Below are 20,136 nucleotides of genomic sequence, written 5' to 3' on the forward strand. Positions count from 1 at the left end.
GCTCAACTTCTTCCGACGGGTAGTCATGGACTACGAGTACACGCCCGAAAGCCACGCCGCCTGGATTCTCTGGGCAAACGTCACCCTGTGCCTCAACCGACTACCTTAATTCCCCAACAGGCTCTAAAAGACCGCACCGCCTGGTTAGAACCGGGCGGTGCGGGGTTGGGGTGTTGTTGAAGCAGTACCGTTTTTTTTACAACGAATAGGTTCGATTGCTTTCTGTGGTACACAAGCGTAATTAACGGCATGTAAATGTTTTATAAATAGTATACTCAACGTAGTTGCTTGAGCTGGGGCAGCCCGGAAAATAACTAATGCGCACCCCTATGGTCCTGGAGCCGCCTTTGCCTAGCTGAAATAAGACGCCGCTTCCACTAGTCCCTCTGGTTTCGCCAGGACACGTTGGAGTAGATGATCTGAGCAATTGGTCGTACGCTGGAAAATTAATAAAATCAACTGAACGTTGACTTCTTTCTACGGTCCAGTTCCAGCTGCATGGGCAATTCCATAACAGTCCATTTTGTGGATTAATACCAGAAATAGGAGGTAATGGATTAGGCGTTAAATCGTCGTATCGGGGCGGGTCATCTGCCCCTTCCGCGCAGGGCGAAATACCAGATGCAATTTGGGCTGCTACCTGTCCTAAATCGTGAGTGGTGCTTCTCGGGCCTCGGATGGCTATGATCATGCCGGTAGCCACGTAGACGACCGCCGCAACCGGGGGCATGGCGGGCGAAAGTGCGGCCGCCATAATTAACAGGCCAAACATTTTTTGGACGGTATTAAGCAGGGCTTTGTTTGCTATATTGCCATAAGAGCGGCAATTTCCACTCAACGCGGCCTGATTACGCGCAAAGATGCGTGGGGATGCGAATCCGATATAGGCCGCGTGTTTATCCCTTAGCATAACTTTGTTTTGCCAGTTTGTGTATAGCCGATACACAACGAAAGTTGAATCGATAGCGTCGTAATTCAGGCGAAACAACGATGTATCCTTTATTCCTGCGACATCGATGTAATAATGCGTGGCTTCCTGAAAATCATTTAGGATAAAATTTAATGTTGTATCGGGTTTTGCTATCCTGCGAATAGAAACGGAAGTCACCTTATTGATTGAGTCGCCGGCCCAGGTGCCGTACATAAATACTTCTAGGCCAAGATTTGCGAGCGTAAAAGCTGCTACCAAATTAGCAGCGCTAGTGGCTGTTTTATTGTAAAGGAATGTTTTATTAGTTAAAGCTGGTAATTTGCCTGGTCCTGTTAGGTTGAAATTGGCGCCATTATTTACCGTTATATTATGACCATTTGTGTCCAGGGTTTTGCAAGAAGCAGCCTGGCTGATTGTTACGTCGTGTCGCAAGACCACATGGTCAAGGCTAGAGGGGACCTGGCCCCTAATCCAAACCGTAGGATCATTCCAGTTACCGTTCTTCTTGGTAGATACAATCGAAACGGCGGTTGATTGCCCGTACACGTGAACGATAGATAGCACGCTGAGTAGGAAGCAAAGGATTGATTTCGAGTTCATAAGAATAAAGTCAGTTGCGTGGACGTGGGGCGTTATTCGGGTCAGTGCCGGAAAGAGCGACGCAGCAACAGCCCTGCTGCTGCTGTGCAAGTCTATTATTTATAAATATAATCCACAATAAGTACTGCTACGGAGTTTTGCCCTCTTGCCCAACCTGCCCCCGCCCCTGCGTACCTTCGCCGACCCATCCCGCGGCTAATCACGTTAGCCGAAACCTTAGCGGTGGGAAACGGTGTTAGAGGAACCTATGGCCCAGGAGAACCTGCAAGTCGCCGCCCCGGCGGACGACCCGATTGATCAGCTCGATCCGCGCGAGTACATCATCATCAAGAACGCGCGGGTCCACAACCTCAAGAACCTGAGCGTGGCTTTCCCGCGCAACAAGTTCATCGTCGTCACGGGCCTCTCCGGCTCGGGCAAGTCCTCGCTGGCGTTCGACACGCTCTACGCCGAGGGGCAGCGCATGTACGTGGAAAGCCTGAGCAGCTACGCCCGGCAGTTCCTCGGGCGCATGGACAAGCCCGACGTGGACTACATCCGCGGCATTTCGCCGGCCATTGCCATCGAGCAGAAGGTGACGGTGCGCAACAACCGCTCGACGGTGGGCACCAGCACCGAGATATACGACTACCTCAAGCTGTTCTTTGCCCGCGTGGGGCGCACCTACTCGCCCGTGTCGGGCCGGGAAGTGCGCAAGGACCAGGTGGCCGACGTGGTGGACTACCTCATGAACCTGGCCGAGGGCACCCGCGTGATGGTGCTGGCCCCGCTGCTGCCCTCGGAGGACGGCCGGCCGCTGCGCAAGGAGCTGGACCTGTTGCTGCAGAAAGGCTACGCCCGCGTGATTATCAACGGCGAAATGGCCTTTATCGAGGACCTGCTGGCCGAGGGGCAGCCCGAGCCGCAGGGGGAAGTGCAGATCATGATTGACCGCGCCGTGGTGCAGCCCGGCGACGAAGACCTGCAATTCCGCCTCAGTGACTCGGTGCAGACGGCTTTCTTCGAGGGCCACGGCACCTGTTTGGTGGTCAGGAGTGGGTTGTCAGTTGTCAGTGCGACTGGCCAGAACGAACCGACAACTGACAACGCGCAACCGACAACTGAAACCCGCACGTTTTCGGACCGGTTCGAGCTGGACGGCATCGAGTTCGAGGAGCCGAGCGTGAATTTCTTCACCTTCAACAACCCCTACGGCGCCTGCCAGCGCTGCGAGGGGTTCGGCTCGGTGCTCGGCATCGACCCGGAGCTGGTGATACCGGACAAGACGCTGACCGTGTACGAAGGGGCCGTGGCGCCCTGGCGCACCGAGAAGCAGAGCGAGTGGCTGAAGCCCTTGCTGAAAAACGGCATCCGCTTCGACTTCCCCATTCACCGGCCCTACAACGAGCTGACCGAGGCCGAGCAGCGCCTGCTGTGGGAGGGCAACAAGTACTTCCAGGGCCTGAACGACTACTTCGACTGGGTGCAGGAGCAGACCCACAAGATTCAGTACCGGGTATTGCTCTCGCGCTACCGGGGCCGCACCGTGTGCCCCGACTGCCGCGGCACCCGCCTGCGCAAGGACGCGCAGTACGTGAAAGTGAACGGCCGCAGCATCAGCGACATCGTGCTCATGCCGATTTCGGACGCGCTGAATTTCTTCGACAACCTCTCGCTCACCGAGCACGAGAAAGGCGTATCGGACCGGCTGGTGACGGAAGTGCACAACCGCCTGAGCTACCTGGTGCGCGTCGGGCTGGGCTACCTAACGCTGAACCGGCTGTCCAACACGCTGTCGGGCGGGGAGTCGCAGCGCATTCAGCTGGCGACTTCGCTGGGCTCGGCGCTGGTGGGCTCGATGTACGTGCTCGACGAGCCGAGCATCGGGCTGCACCCCAAGGACGCGGAGCAGCTCATTGGGGTGCTGCGCAGCCTGCAGCAGCTGGGCAACACCGTGGTGGTGGTGGAGCACGAGGAAAAGATGATGGAGGTGGCCGACCAGATTATCGACATCGGGCCGGAAGCCGGCTCGGGCGGCGGCAACCTGATGTTTCAGGGCACCTACCAGGAAATCCTGCAGGACGACAAGACCTACACCGGCAAATACCTCAGCGGCAAGATGGAAGTGCCGGTGCCCACGGTGCGCCGGCCCTGGCGCAACGCGCTGGAGGTCGTTGGGGCCCGCGAAAACAACCTGAAGAACCTCACGGTGAAGTTTCCGCTGGGCGTGATGACGGTGGTGACGGGCGTATCGGGCTCGGGCAAATCGACGCTGGTCAAGCGCATTCTGTACCCGGCGCTGGCCCGGCAGCTGGGCGGCACGGCCTCCGAAAGCATCGGCAAGTTCGACAAGCTGGGCGGCGACCTGACGGCCGTGTCGCACGTGGAATTCGTGGACCAGAACCCCATTGGCAAGAGCAGCCGCTCGAACCCGGTAACCTACGTGAAGGCCTACGACGCCATCCGCACCCTCTTTGCCGACCAGCCGCTGGCCAAGGCCCGGGGCTTCAAACCCTCGCACTTCTCCTTCAACATCGAGGGCGGCCGCTGCGAGGTGTGCCAGGGCGAGGGGCAGGTCAAGATCGAGATGCAGTTCATGGCCGATATCTACCTGACCTGCGAGGCCTGCGGCGGCCGCAAGTTCAAGCAGGACATCCTCGACGTGAAGTACCAGGACAAGAGCATCGACGAGGTGCTGGAGCTGACGGTGGAAGACTCGCTGGACTTCTTCGCCTCGCAGCCCAAGGTGGCCGAGCGCCTGCGGCCCCTCAACGACGTGGGGCTGGGCTACATCCGCCTGGGGCAGTCGGCCAACACCCTTTCGGGCGGCGAGGCCCAGCGCGTGAAGCTGGCCTCGTTCCTGACCAAGGGCAACACCCTGCAGAGCGACAAAATCCTGTTCGTGTTCGACGAGCCGAGCACCGGCCTGCACTTCCACGACATCAACAAGCTGCTCACGGCCCTGAACGCGCTGGTGGAGCAGGGCAACTCGGTGCTCATTATCGAGCACAACATGGACATCGTGAAGGCCGCCGACTGGCTGATTGACCTCGGGCCCGAGGGCGGCATCAACGGCGGGCACCTGCTGTTTGAAGGCACGCCGGAGGAGTTCGTGCAGCACAAGGATACCAACCAGACGGCCCGCTTCCTGGCCGAGAAGCTGTAGGAAACGCGGCGCGCAACCCTGGCGGGGCACCCAAGCGGGTGCCCCGTTTTTTTGTGCCGTGCCCGCCGCTGAAACCCGCCGAAAAACGGTATCTTCTGGAAGACGAAGGGCTGAGGGTTATGATGCTGCGCGATATTCCCACCATCCTGATGCAATACGACGCGGCGGCGGCGCTGGTGCGCGCGGCGTGGCGGCGCGGCTGCCCGCTGGCCGAGTTCGTGCCCTCGCTCACGCGGCTGGTGGCGTTCAGCTGCCGGCACCCGGTGCGCTACTGGCTGATGAACATCGACCAGCTGCCGCCGATGGGCCCGGTGGAGCAGGCCTGGATCATGGAAAGCTGGTTTCCGGCCATGGCCGCCACCTCGGTGCAGCACCTGGCCCTGGTGCTGCCGCCCGATCTGCACAACCACATGGTGGCCACGGCGCCGATATTCAACCCGCCCACGGCCATGACCTTCGAGCTGCACTTCTTCCCCGACGACGCCACCGCCTTCGACTGGCTGCTGGAGCACGACCCGCGCCGCCGCGAGCTGTGGCAGGAATGGGAAGCCGAGCTGGCCCGCCTGCACCGCGACGCCCCCGACTGCGCCGACGCCTACGGCTAGCCCGCCGCCAGCCCGGCCGGACGGCCCCGGCGCCGCATTATCCGTAGGGGTAAGGGGCTGCGCCGATGCGGCCCGCCATTGCCACGCCATGAGTGCCACCACGGAAGCACAGTTTCTGATCGGGCAGCCCGCGCCGGGTGCCGATAACTACCTGCTGAGCAGCGTCGCCGCGCACGGCGGCTACGAAATGATGTTCGAGGACGACGGCACCACTGGCTACGTCTACGCCATCGGCAACAAGCCCGGGCCGGAGCTGCTCGACGCGCTGCACATCTACAACGTGCCGGACGTTGCCGACCGGCACCGGCCCGTCGCGGCCAGCCTGATCTGGAACGAGGCGGAAGACGCGGCGGCCTTCGTGCTCAACGGCTACTGCCACGCCCTCTACGACTTCCGCCAGCAGGTGGGCTTCTGCCGCACCGGCTTCCCGCCGCCCCGCCAGCCGCAGGCCACGCCCCGCGAGCTGACGGATGAGCTGGTGGATCAGTACTTTGCCGCCTGACACCCGCTGCGGCGGCGGGCCTGGTCCGGCTGCCGCGGCGCCTCACCTTTCGAACTACACCACAGGGAATGGAAACGACCGTTACCTCGTACCCCGACGCGCCGGCCACGGGCGGGCGCGTCGGCCGCTGGGGGGCTGCAGGGGCCATCTTCGGCTGCATTGGGCTGAACTACTGGTGGAACACGCACCCAGCCAACGGGCAGAATATGGGCGCCGTATCGGCCCAGTACCCCACGCTGCTCACGCCCGCGGGCTGGGCCTTCAGCATCTGGGGGCTGATATTCCTGGCGCTGGCCCTCTACGCCGTGTGGCAGCTGCTGCCCGCGCAGCGGCGCAACCCCTTGCCCGACGCCGTGGCCGTGCCGCTGATGGTGGCCTGCGTGGCAGCGGCGCTGTGGGTGGTCGGCTTCAGCTACGAGGCCCTGGGCACCTGCACGGTGCTGATGCTGCTCACGCTGGGCGCCCTGGTGCTGGGCTACGGGCGGGCGCGGCGCCTGGTGTTCGGGGGCTACTCCCCGCGCCCGTCGAGCTGGCCGCTGTCGTTGTTTCTGGGCTGGATTTCGGTGGCCACCGTCATCAACGTGACCCTGGGGCTGCAGCGCCTGGGCTGGACGGCCCCGCCCAACGTGAGCATTCTGCTGGCCGTGGTGCTGCTGGCCGTGGTGGTGGGGCTGGGCCTGCTGCTGGCCTTTGCCTTTCGCGACGCGGTGTACCCGCTGGTGCTGGCCTGGGGGCTGCTGGGCATCTGGGCGGTGCGGCGCCTGACCTTGCCGGAGCTGGGCTGGCTGGCCCTGGCCGGCAGCATGCTGCTGGCGCTGACGGCGCTGCTGGTGTTCGGCCGCAGCCTGCGCCGGCGCCGCGCGGCGTAGCGGGTCGGCGCGGGGCCCGCGCAAATCCGTTTCTTTGCAGCCCCTACTTTTCCCAATTCCCCCTTATGCGCAAGAACATCGTCGCCGGCAACTGGAAGATGAACACCACCCTCCAGGACGCGCAGGCTCTGGTATCGGAAATCGTGCCCATGGTGCAGGACGAAACCACCGGCTCGGCGGTGGAAGTCGTGATTTGCCCGCCCTTCCCGCTGCTGCCCGTGGTGGGCCGGCTGCTGCCCCAGGGCGGCCGCCTGCACCTGGGTGCCCAGAACTGCCACCAGAAGGAAAGCGGCGCCTTCACCGGCGAAGTGTCAGCCAAGCTGATGGCTTCCATTGGCACCGAGTACGTGATTCTGGGCCACTCCGAGCGTCGGCAGTACTTCGGCGAAGACGACGAGCTGCTGAGCCAGAAGCTGAAAGCCGCCCTCGGCGCCGGCCTGAAGCCCATCTTCTGCGTGGGCGAGTCGCTGGAAACCCGCGAGGCCGATGAGACTTTCCAGTACATCGAAAAGCAGCTGAAAAACGGCCTGTTTCACCTCTCCAACGAGGAGTTTGCGCAGGTCGTGGTAGCCTACGAGCCCATCTGGGCCATCGGGACGGGCAAGACGGCCACCAGCCAGCAGGCTCAGGAGGTGCACGCCTTCATCCGCGAGCAGATTGCCCGCGCCTACGACGCCGAGGCGGCCCAGAACACCACCATCCTCTACGGCGGCTCGGCCAATGCCCAGAACGCGCGCGAGCTGTTCAGCCAGCCCGACGTGGACGGCGGCCTGATCGGCGGCGCCTCGCTGAAGTCGCGCGACTTCACGGAGATTATCAAGTCGTTTTAATGGCCGAGGGCCTTGACTAGCAGTGGTCAAGGCCCTTAGCTTGCGGCCGAAACGCCGGACGCCGCCAGTAGCTTTTCTAAATAGGAAACACGTTTACTAGCTCTTGCAAAGTTTTGCACCGGCGCTGGTTTTTGGTAAGCTTTTTTACCAAATGGCGTGCCTTGCCGGCCTGAACGCACTGCCCGAACCATTCCGGCCCGGTCCTTGTCTCGGCGATACCCGACGTTGACTTCCCGCTTATGCTCCTGACTACCCTCGTATCGGCTTTGCTCTGGTGGCAGCCCGCAGCAGCTGCGCCACTGCCGCCCAAAGTAGCCCAAACCGGCGGTTACGCCGACCCCTGCAAGCTCTACGGCGCCGTTTACCTGGAGCGTGACCCGCGCCGCCGCGGCTTCTGCTCGGCCACGGTGTACGTGGAGCAGCAGGAGGCTTTTGCCAACCTCGTGGTGTTTCAGGAAGCCAACAAGCTCTTCGCCGACAAAGCCGGGCTGTGGTACATCACCGACGCCCGCGACTTCGCCGACTTCACCGTGCTCGTCACCGACAACCGCTCCTTCGCCGATTTCGGCATCTACTACACCAAAGTCCGCTCCTTCGCCGGCTGCCGCAAGGACTGAGGCCGCTGACCGCGCTTCAAAGCCGCTCCGTGCCACCCGGCCGGAGCGGCTTTTTTTGTGCGCCCACCCGAAAACCGCCGCATCTTTGCGGCCCCGAACGGGTGCTTGGTGGCAAGCCTTGGCACATCAGCACATTTCCCACATCCGCACATTCAGACATGGACTTTATCGAACTGCGCGTCACCGCCCCGGCCGACCTGGCCGATATCCTCATTGCCGAACTCGGCCAGCTCAGCTTCGACACCTTCGAGGAAAACGAGCAGGGTTTCTGCGCCTACACCACCGAGGACGCCTTCGACAAGGACGCCACCCAGGCCATCATCGACAAGTACGCGCACTGGCCCGAGGGCATGCCCGTGGCCGAAAGCCGCGTGATTACGCGCCAGAACTGGAACACGGAGTGGGAAAAGAACTTCGAGCCGCTGGTCATCGGGGAGAAAGTATCGGTGCGGGCGCCCTTCCACGCGGCCCGGCCCGATCTGCCCTACGACATCGTGATTATGCCGCGCATGTCCTTCGGCACCGGCCACCACAACACCACGGCGCTGATGATTGAAAACCAGCTCACCGTGGACCACCAGGGCAAGCGCGTGCTCGACATGGGCTGCGGCACCGGCATTCTGGCCATCATGGCCGTGTACCTGGGCGCCAGCCACGTGCTGGCCGTGGACGTGGAGCCCTGGACGGCTGAAAACGCCGCCGACAACGCCCAGGAAAACCACGTGCAGGACAAGGTGGAAGCCCGCCTCGGCGACATCAGCGCCCTGGAAGGCGAGGCGCCCTTCGACCTGATCCTGGCCAACATCAACCGCAACGTGCTGCTCGACGACATGGCCGCCTACTACCGCTACCTGCAGCCCGGCGGCCCCATCATCTTCTCGGGCTTCTACGAGGAAGACCTGCACCTGATCCAGGAAGCCGCCGAGCGGGAGGGATTCCGCTACCAGTCGCACCGCGTGCAGAACCACTGGGTGTCGGCCATCTTCACCAAGCCCGAATAAGCTCGGCCCGAAGCTCGGCCGTAGGCCCGCCCCGCCCGGAGTCATCAACTGGATGATTCCGGGCGGTTTGCTTTTGGGAATGGTAGCACGGAAGGAAGAACGATTGAACTATCAATCATTTTTTGAATTAAAACCGCATTTCCTATTGCTATATCTCTAATTTGGGTGTGTGATTCGGGGCAAGGCCAGAGAGATGGAGGCTATTGCGCGGCGGCCCCACCGATGGGCGCCCGGTGGTTGGCGGAAAAGAAGACAGTGTCATTTTCACGGCTTATTCGAATGAAACGAGTACTCCCACTACTCCTTACTACCCTGTGCTATGTGCTGTGGCTGCTACCGGCCCGGGCCCAGGCGCCCCAGTGGCAATGGGCTAATGCCCAATCGTTTGTGGTAAATAGCGTCGCTACCGATATCCAGGGCAATGCCTACGTCACCGGGCAGTTCAGCGGCAGTATCACCGTTGGGCGCTTTTCGCTCACCAGCAGCAGCGCCATCGGCGACCTGCTGGTGGCCAAGTTCAACCCCAGCGGCCGGGCCGAGTGGGTGACGCCGCTGGCCGCCCAGCCGCTGCCCGGCGCCGGCGCCGGGACCTTCGCCAGCGGCACCGATATCAGCGTGAATCCCGCCACGGGCGAGTCGGTGGTGGTGGGGCGCATGAACGGGCTGTTTGCCGGCTCGGTGCCGGGCAGCAACCTGCCGGCCGACCAGTACATTTCCGACAAGTTCGTGGTGCTGAAGCTGACGGCGGCGGGCAGCATACAGTGGGCGGTGCAGGGCGGCAGCACCAACCTGCCCACCACCTGCAACGCCGTGGCCACCGACGCGGCCGGCAACAGCTACCTGACCGGCATCAGCTACGGCTACCGGCTCAGCAGCGGCGGCAGCGTGGGGGCCGGGCCGCGGCAGCTGTTCGTGCTGTCGTTGAACGGCACGGGCGCGTTCCGCTGGAACACCCTGGCCTCGGCCCCGCTCAGCGCTATGGGTATTGACATCGGCACCGATGCCCTGCACGGCGTGTACCTGCTCGGTACCTACTTCGGGCCGCTGACCATCGGCGGCAGCACCCTGCCCGGGCCGCCCTCCGGCACGGTGCTGGCCCGCCTCGATGGCACTACCGGCAGCGTGGCCTGGGCCCGCGGCGACCAAAGCGGTGCCACGGCTCTGGCCGTGGATGCGGCGGGCCACAGCTACCTGACGGGCGGCTTCAGCGGCAGCTACGCCCTGGGCACCGCCAGCCTAACAGCCTCGGCCGGGCGCGAAGGATTTGTGGCCCACCTCGACCCCAGTGGCACCGTAGCGTGGCTGCAGTCGGTGGGCGCGGCCGAAGCCAACGGCGGCGTGGCCTTGTCCGACGGGGCGCCGGTAGTGTGGCTGAAGCGTACGGCCAGCGGCGGCGCCGTCGTTGGGCTGAAGTCCGGCGGAGCCATCAACTGGGAGCTGGCCGCCAGCGGCATCGATGGGGGCAAGTGCCTGGCCACGGCGCCGGGCCTGACGCCGCTGCAGCGCCGGGTGGTTACGGGCGGTTCCTTCACCGGCGCGGCTACCTTCGGCAGCCACAACGTATCGGCGGCCGGCAGCGGCCATTTTCTCGCGTCCCTGCGCTTCGTGCAGCCCATCGGCCCGGGCAACGCCGTGCCGCTGAGCGCGTACCCCAACCCGGCCCAGGACCTGCTGACGGTGCGCCTGCCCACGGCGGCCGGTACCAGCGTGCAGCTGGTGAATCTGCAGGGCCGGGTGGTGCGCCAGCACCTCGGCTCCGATGGCCCCGGCGTGCCGGAGCTGGTCTGGAACGTGGCCGGCCTGCCGCGGGGCCTCTACACCGTGCGGGCCGTGGGCAGTGGGCAGGTACAAACCCTGCTAGTGGAGCTGAACTGACTTCCGGCGCGGCGTTTCCTTTCGACTATACAACCGGCCAACCCAACTCGGGCCGGGCCCTGCAAGCGTGCTTGCGGCGCCCGGCCCGAGTTGGGTTTCGGCGAGGTGGAAAATGCGCCTCAGAGGCCGACGCGGGTGAAATACAGCCGCAGCTTCATCGGGGCGGCTGTGCTCTGGCCGCTGCCGAGCACCACGCGCTCGGCCACGTCGCCGGAGCCGGGGCCGAGCAGGATGCCGTGGTTGGCGAGGCTACCGGCCAGTACCTGCGCGCAGTAGTTGGTGAGCGGCACGGCGTAGGTGCCGCGCTCCAGCCCGGTGCGCGGCGAGACGCCCCGTTGGTAGCTGGCCGTGATGATGTTGCTGCCGCTATCGAGGAAGTACGCGCCGGCGTGGTTGCCGGCATCGGTGAGGCGCGGGATGAGGGCCACGGGCGGGGGCAGAAAGCGGTTTTCGCTGTCGGTCGTCACTTCCGCGTCCAGCACCGCGGCGTTGACGACGAGGTTGCCGCCCAGCTGCTGCAGCTCCCGCAGGTACGGAAACTCCACCTTGGTCTGCAGCCCCAGCCCGGCCTCGATGTAGGTTTCCTCGGCCGTGCGGGCGCTGGGCAGCGCCTGGCGCATACCCGTGAGCGGGCTGAGCAGGCTGCTGCGCCGGTCGGCTTCCAGCTGGTAGAAGTGCCTGGGCCCGCTGGATACGGCGAAATCAACCGTGCCGTAGGTGTCGGGCGCCCAGGGCAGGTGGTAGTAGAGCTGCAGCACCGAGGAGGCCACCGTGAAGCGCAGCAGCGCCGCGTCGTCGCTGGGGCCGGGCGTGAGCACCAGGCCGGGCAGCCGGGCCAGCAGCTCGTCGGTGGTGCTCAGCGCGCCCTGCTGCGTGGCCTCGAACAGGCTCCGGCCCAGGCTCGGGTCGAGGCGCACGCGCACGGTGGGCAGCGGCTTGCGGGCCCGGAACGCGACGTCGCCCAGCGTGGCCGCGTCGTAGGGGCGGGCGTCGGCGGTGTAGTAGGTGGCGGTGCCGCGCAGGTCGGTTTGCAGCCGGTGCACCCGCAGGTGCTGGGTGCGGGTGGTGTCGCCGTAGCGGTAGCCGTCGGTGGCCAGCACCAGCACCACCGAGTCGAACACGGCCTCGGTTTCGGGCACTGCCGCGCCGCTGGGGGCCACCTGCAGGTAGCTGCGGGCCGTGACGGTGCCCAGGCGCCCGTCGTGGTAGCGGCCCAGCAGCAGGTAGCCCGACACGGACGAGGCTACCGAATCGGTGAGGACCGTGGCGGTGCGCACCGTCAGCGTGTCGGTGAAGACGGTGCCGAGGGTACCGGCGCTGGCGGGCAGCGCGTTTTCGAAGTCCGGGCTGCTGGCTTCGCAGCCGGCCAGCAGCCCCAGCAGGTGCAGCAGGCCCAGCAGCAGGGCCGCGCCGGGCCCGACCCGGGCGGGGCGGCGCAGGCGCTTAGTCGGGCGACTCATTGGGCGCAATCTGCCAGAGGTCATCGAGGCGCAGGGCGCTGGCCAGGCCGAGGCCCACGTAGCCCCGGTCGCCCAGCCCGAAGCTGATGGGGTAGGTGCGGGCCACGCCGCCGAACGAGGTTTTCTGCGTCCAAGTGTCGGCTTCGGGGGCGTACTCGTAGCAAGAGGTGAGCGTGCTGCCGTTGATGCCCAGGGCCACGAAGCCGTGCGTGCCCACCACGAAGGCCGTGGCGTTGGCCCGCGGCAGGGCGCTGTAGTCGTAGTCGTAATCGGTGCTGTTGATCAGCTCCCGGTGCTGGGTCCACAGCTCGTTTGTGGGGTCGTACGACCACACGTCGGCCATGTAGGAGCCGTTGTCGGAGCCGAGCAGCAGGTAGCCCTGGTTGTTCAGGGTGAAGGCCACCGCGCCCTGCCGCTTGTTGCCGCCGAACGAGGGCTTCTGCGTCCACTGGTCGGTGGCCGGGTCGTACTGCCAGAAGTCCTTTTTGGCGTTGCCGTCGAAGCCGGTGCCGAGGTAGCCCTTGCCGGCAATGCTCAGGGCCACGGCGCCGTAGCGGGCCGAGCCACCGAAGTCGGCCTTGCGCGTCCACTGGTTGGCCACGGGGTCGTACTCGTAGAAGTCGCGCAGCTTGTTGGCCCCGTCGTAGCCGGTGCCCACGTAGCCCTTGCCGCCGGCGCTGAAGCCCACGGCCAAGTAGCGGCCCACGCCCGGGAAATCGGCTTTCTGGGTCCAGGTGTTGGTGGCGGGATTGTACTCCCAGAAATCCACAAACTTGCTTGTGCCATCGGTGCCCAAGCCCACGTAGGCCTTGTCGCCGATGGTGAAGCTTACGGCCGCGTTGCGGGCCAGGCCCTCGAATTGGGAGCGGCCGGACCACACGCCCAGAATGTCTTCGGTGGTGGTCGTATCGTCGTCGTTGCACCCGGCCAGGCATAGCACAGCCAGCACCAGCAGCCAGTGCGGGAGGAATCTTTTCATGAAAGCAGAAGGGGGTAAAGCGGAGATGTCAGCAGCGGCCGCCAAAGCGGGCAGTCGGGTGGCGCCCCCGGGTTCTGCCCTGCTGCTGTATCGAGCCAAAAGTAGGCGGGGCGGTTGCGCCCGGGGGGCGGATTTCTGCTATTGGGGCCGAATCATCGACCAATCCCCGCATTTTGCCGCCCGTTCCGAAAGGCGGATTCCGGCCCCGGCGGCGGCATTATCCCGGGGCCGGATGGAATGCAACCAAGCCGGTAAAGTGTTGACAATCACTCGGGCGGGAAGTCCGCCAACTTTTTCGGAAATTGTAGGCGGATAACTCCGTCTGAAGGCATTTGTATGAAGCAATTCGCAGTGTGGGGGCTTAGCGCGCTGATGGCGTGGGGAGCGGCAAGTAACGGCCGCGCCCAAACGACCAAGCCGCCGACGGCCCCCGCCGCCACTCCACCCGTATCGGCCGCCCCCGCCACCCCTCGTCCGGGCAGCGGCCCCTTTAGCTCCGACCCGACCACGTTCATCGGCGAGGTCGTGGCCGTGATGACGGCCACCAAGAACCCGGGCGCCATTGCCCAGGTCGAGCAGCTGCGCCAGCTGTGGGCGTCCAACAAGCTTACCGCCTCGCAGCAGGCCAAGGTCATCGAGCTGGCCCGCAAGATGCAGGAGCGGCGGCTGAAGCCGCGCCCGCACCTGGAGGCCTTCTGGGGCCTGCTCATTGCCAGCAAGCAGGGCGCGCAGCCGCTCACCGACGCGCAGACCGACCAGCTGCTGGCCGTGACCGAAAAAGCCCTGGCCCCGCAGGACCTGAAGGAGCTGCAGCAGTTTATCAGCAGCACCACGCAGTTCTTGAAGACGCGCCAGCTCTACAGCTCGCGCTACAACCGCCTGCGCCTGACCAACAGCTCGGCTATCACCTTCGCCTACAACGAGCTGGACTCGCCCATGCCTGCCGGCACCGCGGCCGGGGGCGGCGGCTGGGACGCGCCCAAGCCGGCCGCGCCCAAGCCCGAGCCGGCGAAGCCCGCCGCGCCTAAGCCGGCGGCCGCCAAACCGGCGGCCAAGCCCGCCGCCCCGAAGCCCAAGCCCGCGCCCGCCAAGAAAAAGAGCAGCGGCTGGGACGATTGGGATTCCGGCGACTGGGGCAGCAGCGGCTGGGGCAGCAGCTCCGACGACGGCTGGGGCGCCCCGGCCAAGAAAAAAGCCGCTCCCGCCAAGAAAACCACCGCCGCCAAGCCGGCCGCGAAGCCCGCGGCCACCAAAGCCGCCGAGCCCGCCAAGCCCGTGGAGGTGTGGAAGGACGAGCCCACCCCGGCCGCCGACGCCACGCCCGCCTACGTGGACACCTACATGGCGCCGAGCACCCGCGGCCCGGTTATCGAGCTGAAGGACGCGGACCTGGTCATTGCCACCAGCTACGACTCGGTGGTGATTCAGAAAACCAGCGGCACGCTCTCCACGCTCACCGGCAAGTTCGTGGGCAAGGGCGGCACCTTCGGCTGGCAGATCAACAACAACCCGCTCACGGCCGAGCTGGGCAGCTACGACTTCGACGTGAACAAGCCGGAGTTCAAGGCCGAGCCCGTGACCCTGAGCTACCCGGCCGTGCTGACGGCCCCGGTGAAGGGCGCCCTGGCCTACAAGGCCGTGCAGCGCAAGGGCGGCGGCGACACCGGCTACCCGCGCTTCGTGTCGCTCACGAACGACGCGCAGGTGAAGAACATCGGCGACAACATCACTTACCAGGGCGGCTTCTCGCTGAACGGCACGAAGATGTACTCGGCCACGCTCGACGGCTCCCTGTCGCGCATCACGGTGAGCTACGAGGGCAAGCCGCGCTTCCGGGCCGCCTCGCGCAGCTACCAGCTCGGCGACACGCTCATTCAGGCCAACCGCGCCGCCATTACCATCTTCGAGGGCAAGTCCGACTCGGTGACGCACCCCGGGGCCAAGCTGAAGTACTCCAAGCCGCGGCAGGTGCTGCTGCTGGCCCGCGAGGAAGGCCTCTACAAAACCACGCCCTACACCGACTCCTACCACCAGATGGAGCTGTCGGCCGAGCAGCTGACGTGGAACCTGAAGACGCCCGACATCGACTTCCAGACGCTGACGGCCAAAAACCAGGTGACGGCGGGCTTCGAGTCCAAGGAATTCTTCACCAACACCCGCTTCCAGCAGATTCACTCCATCAACCGCCTGCACCCCTTGCAGATGGTGGTGGGCTACAGCCAGACGCACAACAACGTGAAGAAATTCATGGTGCAGGATCTGGTCGATGCGCTGCAGATCAAGGAAGCCAACGCCCGCTCGGCCATTTCGGGCCTGGCCCGCGACGGGTACGTGAGCATCAACCCGGTGACGGGCGAGGTGACGCTGCTGCCCAAGGCCCTGCACTACGTCAGCTCGGCCCGCGGCAAAAAGGACTACGACCACATTGCCATCAAGTCGTTGGCCGCCAACGGCAAAAACGCCTCGCTGAACCTGAACAGCAACACCCTGCTGGTGCGCGGCGTGGACCGCTTCAACTTCTCCGACGACTCGGTGACGGTGTTTGTGAAGCCGGATTCGAGCATCGTGCGCATCCAGAAAAACCGCAACATCGAGTTCAACGGCACGGTGGTGGCCTCGGCCTTCATCTTCAAGGGCCGGGAGTTCAAGTTTGACTACGATGGGTTCTACATCGACATGTTCAAGATTGACTCCATCATCGTGAAGGGCAAGGGCTCCAAGGGCTCGGCCCTGAAGGCGCGCAAGGAGAATGACTTCGCCCTGACCAACAAGGGCAACAAGGCCACCGGCCGCCTCTACATCAACGCCCCGAACAACAAGTCGGGCCGCAAGAAGCTGGGCGCCTACCCGGCCTTCGACGCGACGACCGGCGCCTACGTGTTCTTCAACAAGCCCGAGGTGCTCGGCGGCGCCTACGACACGACCATCTATTTCGACATTCCGCCCTTCAAGCTCGACTCGCTCAACAACGCGAACCGCTCGGCGGTGGGCTTTAAGGGCACGTTCGTGTCGGGCGGCATCCTGCCGAACTTCAAGACCAAGCTCACCATGCAGGACGACGGCTCGCTGGGCTTCGTCTACAACGCGCCCAAGGAGGGCTTCCCGGTGTACGGGGGCAAGGGGCGCCTCTTCAACCAGGTGAAGATGAGCAACCGCGGCATTCAGGGCGACGGGCAGATGACCTACCTCTCGGCCACCCTCAACAGCGACCAGTTCATCTTCTACAAGGACTCGGTGGTGACGGTGGGCAAGACGGCCAGCATCAAGGAAGGCACCCTGAACGGGGCCGAGTACCCGAAAGTGTCCTTGCTGCCCGGCTACCAGATGAAGTGGGCCGTGAAGGCCGACTCGATGTACCTGAGCACCGCGGCCGGCGGCGAGGCCATGAAGTTTTACGACGGCACCTACGCCTACAAGGGCACGGCCGTGCTCACGCCCAAGGGCCTGGGCGGCCTGGGCCGCATGGAAAACGCGCAGTCGATTATCCGCTCCAAGTCGTTCACCTTCCTGCCCACCCAGTACAAGGGCGCCAACGGCACGGTCAGCGTGAAGTCGGCCGACCCGAAAAAGCCGGCCCTGACCGCGCCCGACGTGGCCTTCACCTACGACATCAAGAACAACTACGCCGACTTTGCCCGCGCCGAGGGCGTGGCCAAGTCGAGCATCGAGCTGCCGTACTCGCAGTACCGCACCTCGCTGAGCGGGGGGCGCTGGGACTTCAAGAAGAAGACCGTGCAGCTGCGCGTGGCCGCCGGCCAGGACTCGACCCGCGCCTACTTCTACTCGATGAAGCCCGAGCAGAAGGGCCTGAAGTTCCGGGCCGGGGCCGGTAAATACGACCTGAACAAGTTCCGCCTCGTGGCCGACGGCGTGCCCTACATTGCCTCGGCCGACGCCTGGATCGAGCCCGACTCCAACCGCGTGTACGTGCTGCCCAACGCCGAAATGCGCGCCTTCCAGAACGCGGGCATCGTGATGGACACGCTGGGCAAGTTCCACAACCTGTACAAGGGCGAAATCAAGGTGCTGAGCCGCGCCGCCTTCACCGGCAACGCGCTCTACAACTACAAGACGCCCACCGACTCCTTCGCCATCAAGTTTGCCAACTTCACCGTCGACTCCGCCTCGGTGGGGCTGATCAAGGGCGAGGGCAAGAAGAAGGCGCCGGCCATCAAAAAGAAAAAGGACGGCGACGACGACACGCCGCCCTCGCCGCCCACGCTGGCCGTGGCCGACATCAAGGCCACCGACAAGTTCCGCATCGCGCCGCGCATTCAGTACCGCGGCGGCGTGACGATGAACTCGCAGAGCAAGGGCTTCGCCTTCGACGGGCAGGCCCGCCTGGAATTCACCAAGACCCCGACCTCGGCCGACTGGTTCCCGGTGCAGGACAGCATCGACCCGCAGTTCGTCAAGATCCGGATGAAGGAAATGAAGGCGGAAGACGGCACGCCGATGGTGACGGGCCTGTACCAGAACGAGGCCACCGGCCGGCCCTACCCGCTGTTTGTGGCCACCAAGGGCAGCGTCACCGACGGCAACCTGTTTGAGGTGGACGGCACGCTGACCTACGACCCGAAGAAGCGCATCTACGCCATCAGCCGCCACGACCCGCTCGACGCGGAAATCTACGACGGCTCGGTGCTGACGGTGAACGACTCGACCGGCGTGCTCAACTTCCGCGGCAAGCTGGGCCTGATCGGCACCAACAAGGACTACACCCTGGCGGCCGCGGGCGTGGGCCGGGCCAACGTGGACTCCAGCCGCTACGCCGTGGATGCCATGATGGCCTTCGACCTGAACTTCCCCGACAAGGCCTTCGAGGCCATGGGCGAAGACCTGGCCAAGTACTCGAAAGGCCTGCCCGAGGCGCTGAGCACCTCGCAGAACGAGCTGTACAAGATGGGCGAGTTTGCGGGCTCGAAGCTGGTGAGCGAATACGCCAACCGCAAGGGCGGCGGGGCGCCCTCGCTGCAGAAGATTTCGTCGAAATTCCTGCACGACATCCTGCTCAGCCAGGTGAACCTGAAGTGGTCCAACAAGTACAACGCTTGGTACTCGGTGGGCAAGATCGGGTTGGTGAGCGTGGGCAAGAAGGACATCAACGCCATGATTGACGGCTACGTCGAAATCAAGAAGGAAAGCACCGGCGACGCCGTGGAGCTGTACCTGGAGGCCGACCCCGAAACGTGGTACTACTTCAAGTTTGCCGAAAACAAGCTGCTGGCCAAGGCCCAGCACGGCGAGTTCGACGAAATCCTGGGCCGCGCCGCCAAGGGCGACTACAACACGGCCACCGACTACGGCTTCTTCCTCGGCGACGAGCAGGAGAAAGTGCTCTTCGTGAACCACTTTCGCAAGGACTACCTCGGCGAAACCAAGCCGCAGAAGCAGGTCGTGAGCAACCGCCCGACCGGCAACTTCGACAACATGGAATCGGACGCGGGCAAGAAGAACAAGAAGAAGAAAGCCGACGCGGCCGACGACCAGTTCGGGGCCACGGACCCGGCCGGCGGCGCCACGCCCGATGCGGCGGCCGAGCCCAGCAAGAAGGACAAGAAAAAGAAGAAGGAAGCCGCCGCCGACCCGAACGACCCCTTCGCCACCGACCAGACCCCGACGGCCGAGCCCGAGCCGGCGAAGAAGGAGAAGAAAAAGAAGGAGGAAGTAGCCGCCGACGCCCCGGCCGAGCCGGCCGCCGAACCGGCCAAGGAGTCGAAGAAGGACAAAAAGAAAAAGGACGAGCCGGTGGCCGACGCCCCGACCGATACGCCGGCCGAGCCGGCTGCCGACGCGGGCAAAAAGGACAAGAAGAAGAAAGACGAAGCCGCGCCGGCCGAGGAGAAGCCCGCCGAGCCGGCCAAGGAGCCGAAAAAGGAAAAGGAGAAGAAAGCCAAGAAGAAGGACGAAAACGACCCCTTCGGCGACGAGTAAGCTTCAGTGCCTCCCCAAGCAGCCCCGGCCCCGGCCGGGGCTGCTTTTTTATGCCGCGCGTCGTCGACTCCGGCCGTTGCGTCGTAGCGTTGCCGGGGCCCGTTATCTTTGGCTGCCCCGATGTTCCCGCTTATGACCTACGCTTACCTCGCCCTGGCCCTCGGGCTGGCTTACCTGCTCGGCTCCATTCCCACCGCCCTCTGGGTAGGCCGCCGCTTTTTCGGCATCGACGTGCGGGAGCACGGCTCCGGCAACGCGGGCGCCACCAATACCTTCCGGGTGCTCGGCAAAAAGCCCGGCTCCTTCGTGCTGCTGGTCGATGCCCTGAAGGGCTTCGTGGCCGCCTACTTCCTGCCCATGTGGCTGGTGCAGGTGGGCGCCATTCCGGCCGAGCACGAGGTGTTTTACCGCCTGGCCTGCGGGGTGCTGGCCGTGGTGGGGCACATCTACCCGGTCTTCGCGCAGTTTCGCGGGGGCAAGGGCGTGGCCACCATCCTGGGCATGATGCTGGGCGTGGCCCCGGCCACCGTGGGCGTGTGCCTGCTGGTGTTTCTGGTGGTATTGCTCACCACGCGCTACGTGTCCTTGAGCAGCATGACGGCCGGCGTGGCCTTCGCCCTATTGCAGCTCACGCCCTGGTTTGCCCCGCCGCAGCCGTTTCTGATTGGCGTCGGCTTCATCCTGGCCGCCCTGCTGATTTACACCCACCGCGCCAACATCGGGCGGCTGCGGGCCGGCACCGAAAGCCGGGTGCCGCTGCCCTGGGCCAAGTAGTCCGGCTGCAGGAA

General features: G+C 64.6%; 13 protein-coding genes. 10 read left to right on the plus strand and 3 right to left on the minus strand.

Features of this window, described 5'->3' with window-relative positions; all coding sequences use genetic code 11:
* Window positions 1-241: 241 nt before the first annotated feature.
* Window positions 242-1,363 (minus strand): hypothetical protein, encoded by a 1,122-nt coding sequence (locus DLM85_RS25060; protein ID WP_207891009.1) that lies wholly within the window; start codon window positions 1,361-1,363, stop codon window positions 242-244.
* A gap of 415 nt (window positions 1,364-1,778) precedes the next feature.
* Here DLM85_RS25060 and uvrA point away from each other — a divergent pair, with 415 nt between their 5' ends.
* The 8 genes from uvrA (at window position 1,779) to DLM85_RS10460 (ending at window position 10,975) form a co-directional block, all read left to right on the plus strand.
* Window positions 1,779-4,676: an excinuclease ABC subunit UvrA gene (gene uvrA, locus DLM85_RS10425; protein WP_111478064.1), complete on the plus strand. Its 2,898-nt coding sequence runs from the start codon at window positions 1,779-1,781 to the stop codon at window positions 4,674-4,676.
* A 119-nt stretch (window positions 4,677-4,795) separates the two neighbouring features.
* The gene (locus tag DLM85_RS10430) at window positions 4,796-5,281 is read left to right on the plus strand and encodes a hypothetical protein (protein ID WP_111478065.1); all 486 of its coding nucleotides are present in this window, start codon (window positions 4,796-4,798) and stop codon (window positions 5,279-5,281) included.
* 88 nt (window positions 5,282-5,369) lie between these two features.
* Window positions 5,370-5,783: a DUF2251 domain-containing protein gene (locus tag DLM85_RS10435; protein WP_111478066.1), complete on the plus strand. Its 414-nt coding sequence runs from the start codon at window positions 5,370-5,372 to the stop codon at window positions 5,781-5,783.
* A 68-nt stretch (window positions 5,784-5,851) separates the two neighbouring features.
* Window positions 5,852-6,652, plus strand: a complete 801-nt coding sequence (locus DLM85_RS10440; RefSeq protein WP_111478067.1) for a hypothetical protein — start codon at window positions 5,852-5,854, stop codon at window positions 6,650-6,652.
* Window positions 6,653-6,717: 65 nt separating this feature from the next.
* Window positions 6,718-7,482 carry a triose-phosphate isomerase gene (tpiA, locus tag DLM85_RS10445; RefSeq protein ID WP_111478068.1) on the plus strand — a complete coding sequence of 255 codons (765 nt, stop codon included), beginning with the start codon at window positions 6,718-6,720 and terminating at the stop codon, window positions 7,480-7,482.
* Window positions 7,483-7,721: 239 nt separating this feature from the next.
* On the plus strand, window positions 7,722-8,099 hold the full coding sequence (locus tag DLM85_RS10450) for a 7(1) septoil knot domain-containing protein (RefSeq protein WP_243635924.1): 378 nt from the start codon (window positions 7,722-7,724) through the stop codon (window positions 8,097-8,099).
* 158 nt (window positions 8,100-8,257) lie between these two features.
* On the plus strand, window positions 8,258-9,100 hold the full coding sequence (gene prmA, locus DLM85_RS10455; protein ID WP_111478069.1) for a 50S ribosomal protein L11 methyltransferase: 843 nt from the start codon (window positions 8,258-8,260) through the stop codon (window positions 9,098-9,100).
* Between the two features lie 279 nt (window positions 9,101-9,379).
* Complete coding sequence (locus DLM85_RS10460) at window positions 9,380-10,975, plus strand: T9SS type A sorting domain-containing protein (protein ID WP_165822100.1); 1,596 nt, start codon at window positions 9,380-9,382, stop codon at window positions 10,973-10,975.
* A 119-nt stretch (window positions 10,976-11,094) separates the two neighbouring features.
* On the opposite strand, the gene DLM85_RS10465 is transcribed toward DLM85_RS10460, so the two are convergent.
* Complete coding sequence (locus DLM85_RS10465) at window positions 11,095-12,435, minus strand: DUF4270 family protein (protein WP_165822101.1); 1,341 nt, start codon at window positions 12,433-12,435, stop codon at window positions 11,095-11,097.
* Window positions 12,419-13,414 (minus strand): Kelch repeat-containing protein, encoded by a 996-nt coding sequence (locus DLM85_RS10470; RefSeq protein WP_111478072.1) that lies wholly within the window; start codon window positions 13,412-13,414, stop codon window positions 12,419-12,421. The genes DLM85_RS10465 and DLM85_RS10470 overlap by 17 nt, the downstream gene beginning before the upstream one ends.
* A 336-nt stretch (window positions 13,415-13,750) precedes the next feature.
* Here DLM85_RS10470 and DLM85_RS10475 point away from each other — a divergent pair, with 336 nt between their 5' ends.
* Together DLM85_RS10475 and plsY are read left to right on the plus strand one after the other, a co-directional pair.
* Window positions 13,751-19,348: a hypothetical protein gene (locus DLM85_RS10475; RefSeq protein WP_133257008.1), complete on the plus strand. Its 5,598-nt coding sequence runs from the start codon at window positions 13,751-13,753 to the stop codon at window positions 19,346-19,348.
* Between the two features lie 132 nt (window positions 19,349-19,480).
* The gene (gene plsY, locus DLM85_RS10480) at window positions 19,481-20,122 is read left to right on the plus strand and encodes a glycerol-3-phosphate 1-O-acyltransferase PlsY (RefSeq protein ID WP_111478074.1); all 642 of its coding nucleotides are present in this window, start codon (window positions 19,481-19,483) and stop codon (window positions 20,120-20,122) included.
* Window positions 20,123-20,136: the final 14 nt, after the last annotated feature.

Origin of the sequence: Hymenobacter edaphi (genome assembly GCF_003258365.1) — a bacterium.
GTDB classification, from domain to species: domain Bacteria; phylum Bacteroidota; class Bacteroidia; order Cytophagales; family Hymenobacteraceae; genus Solirubrum; species Solirubrum edaphi.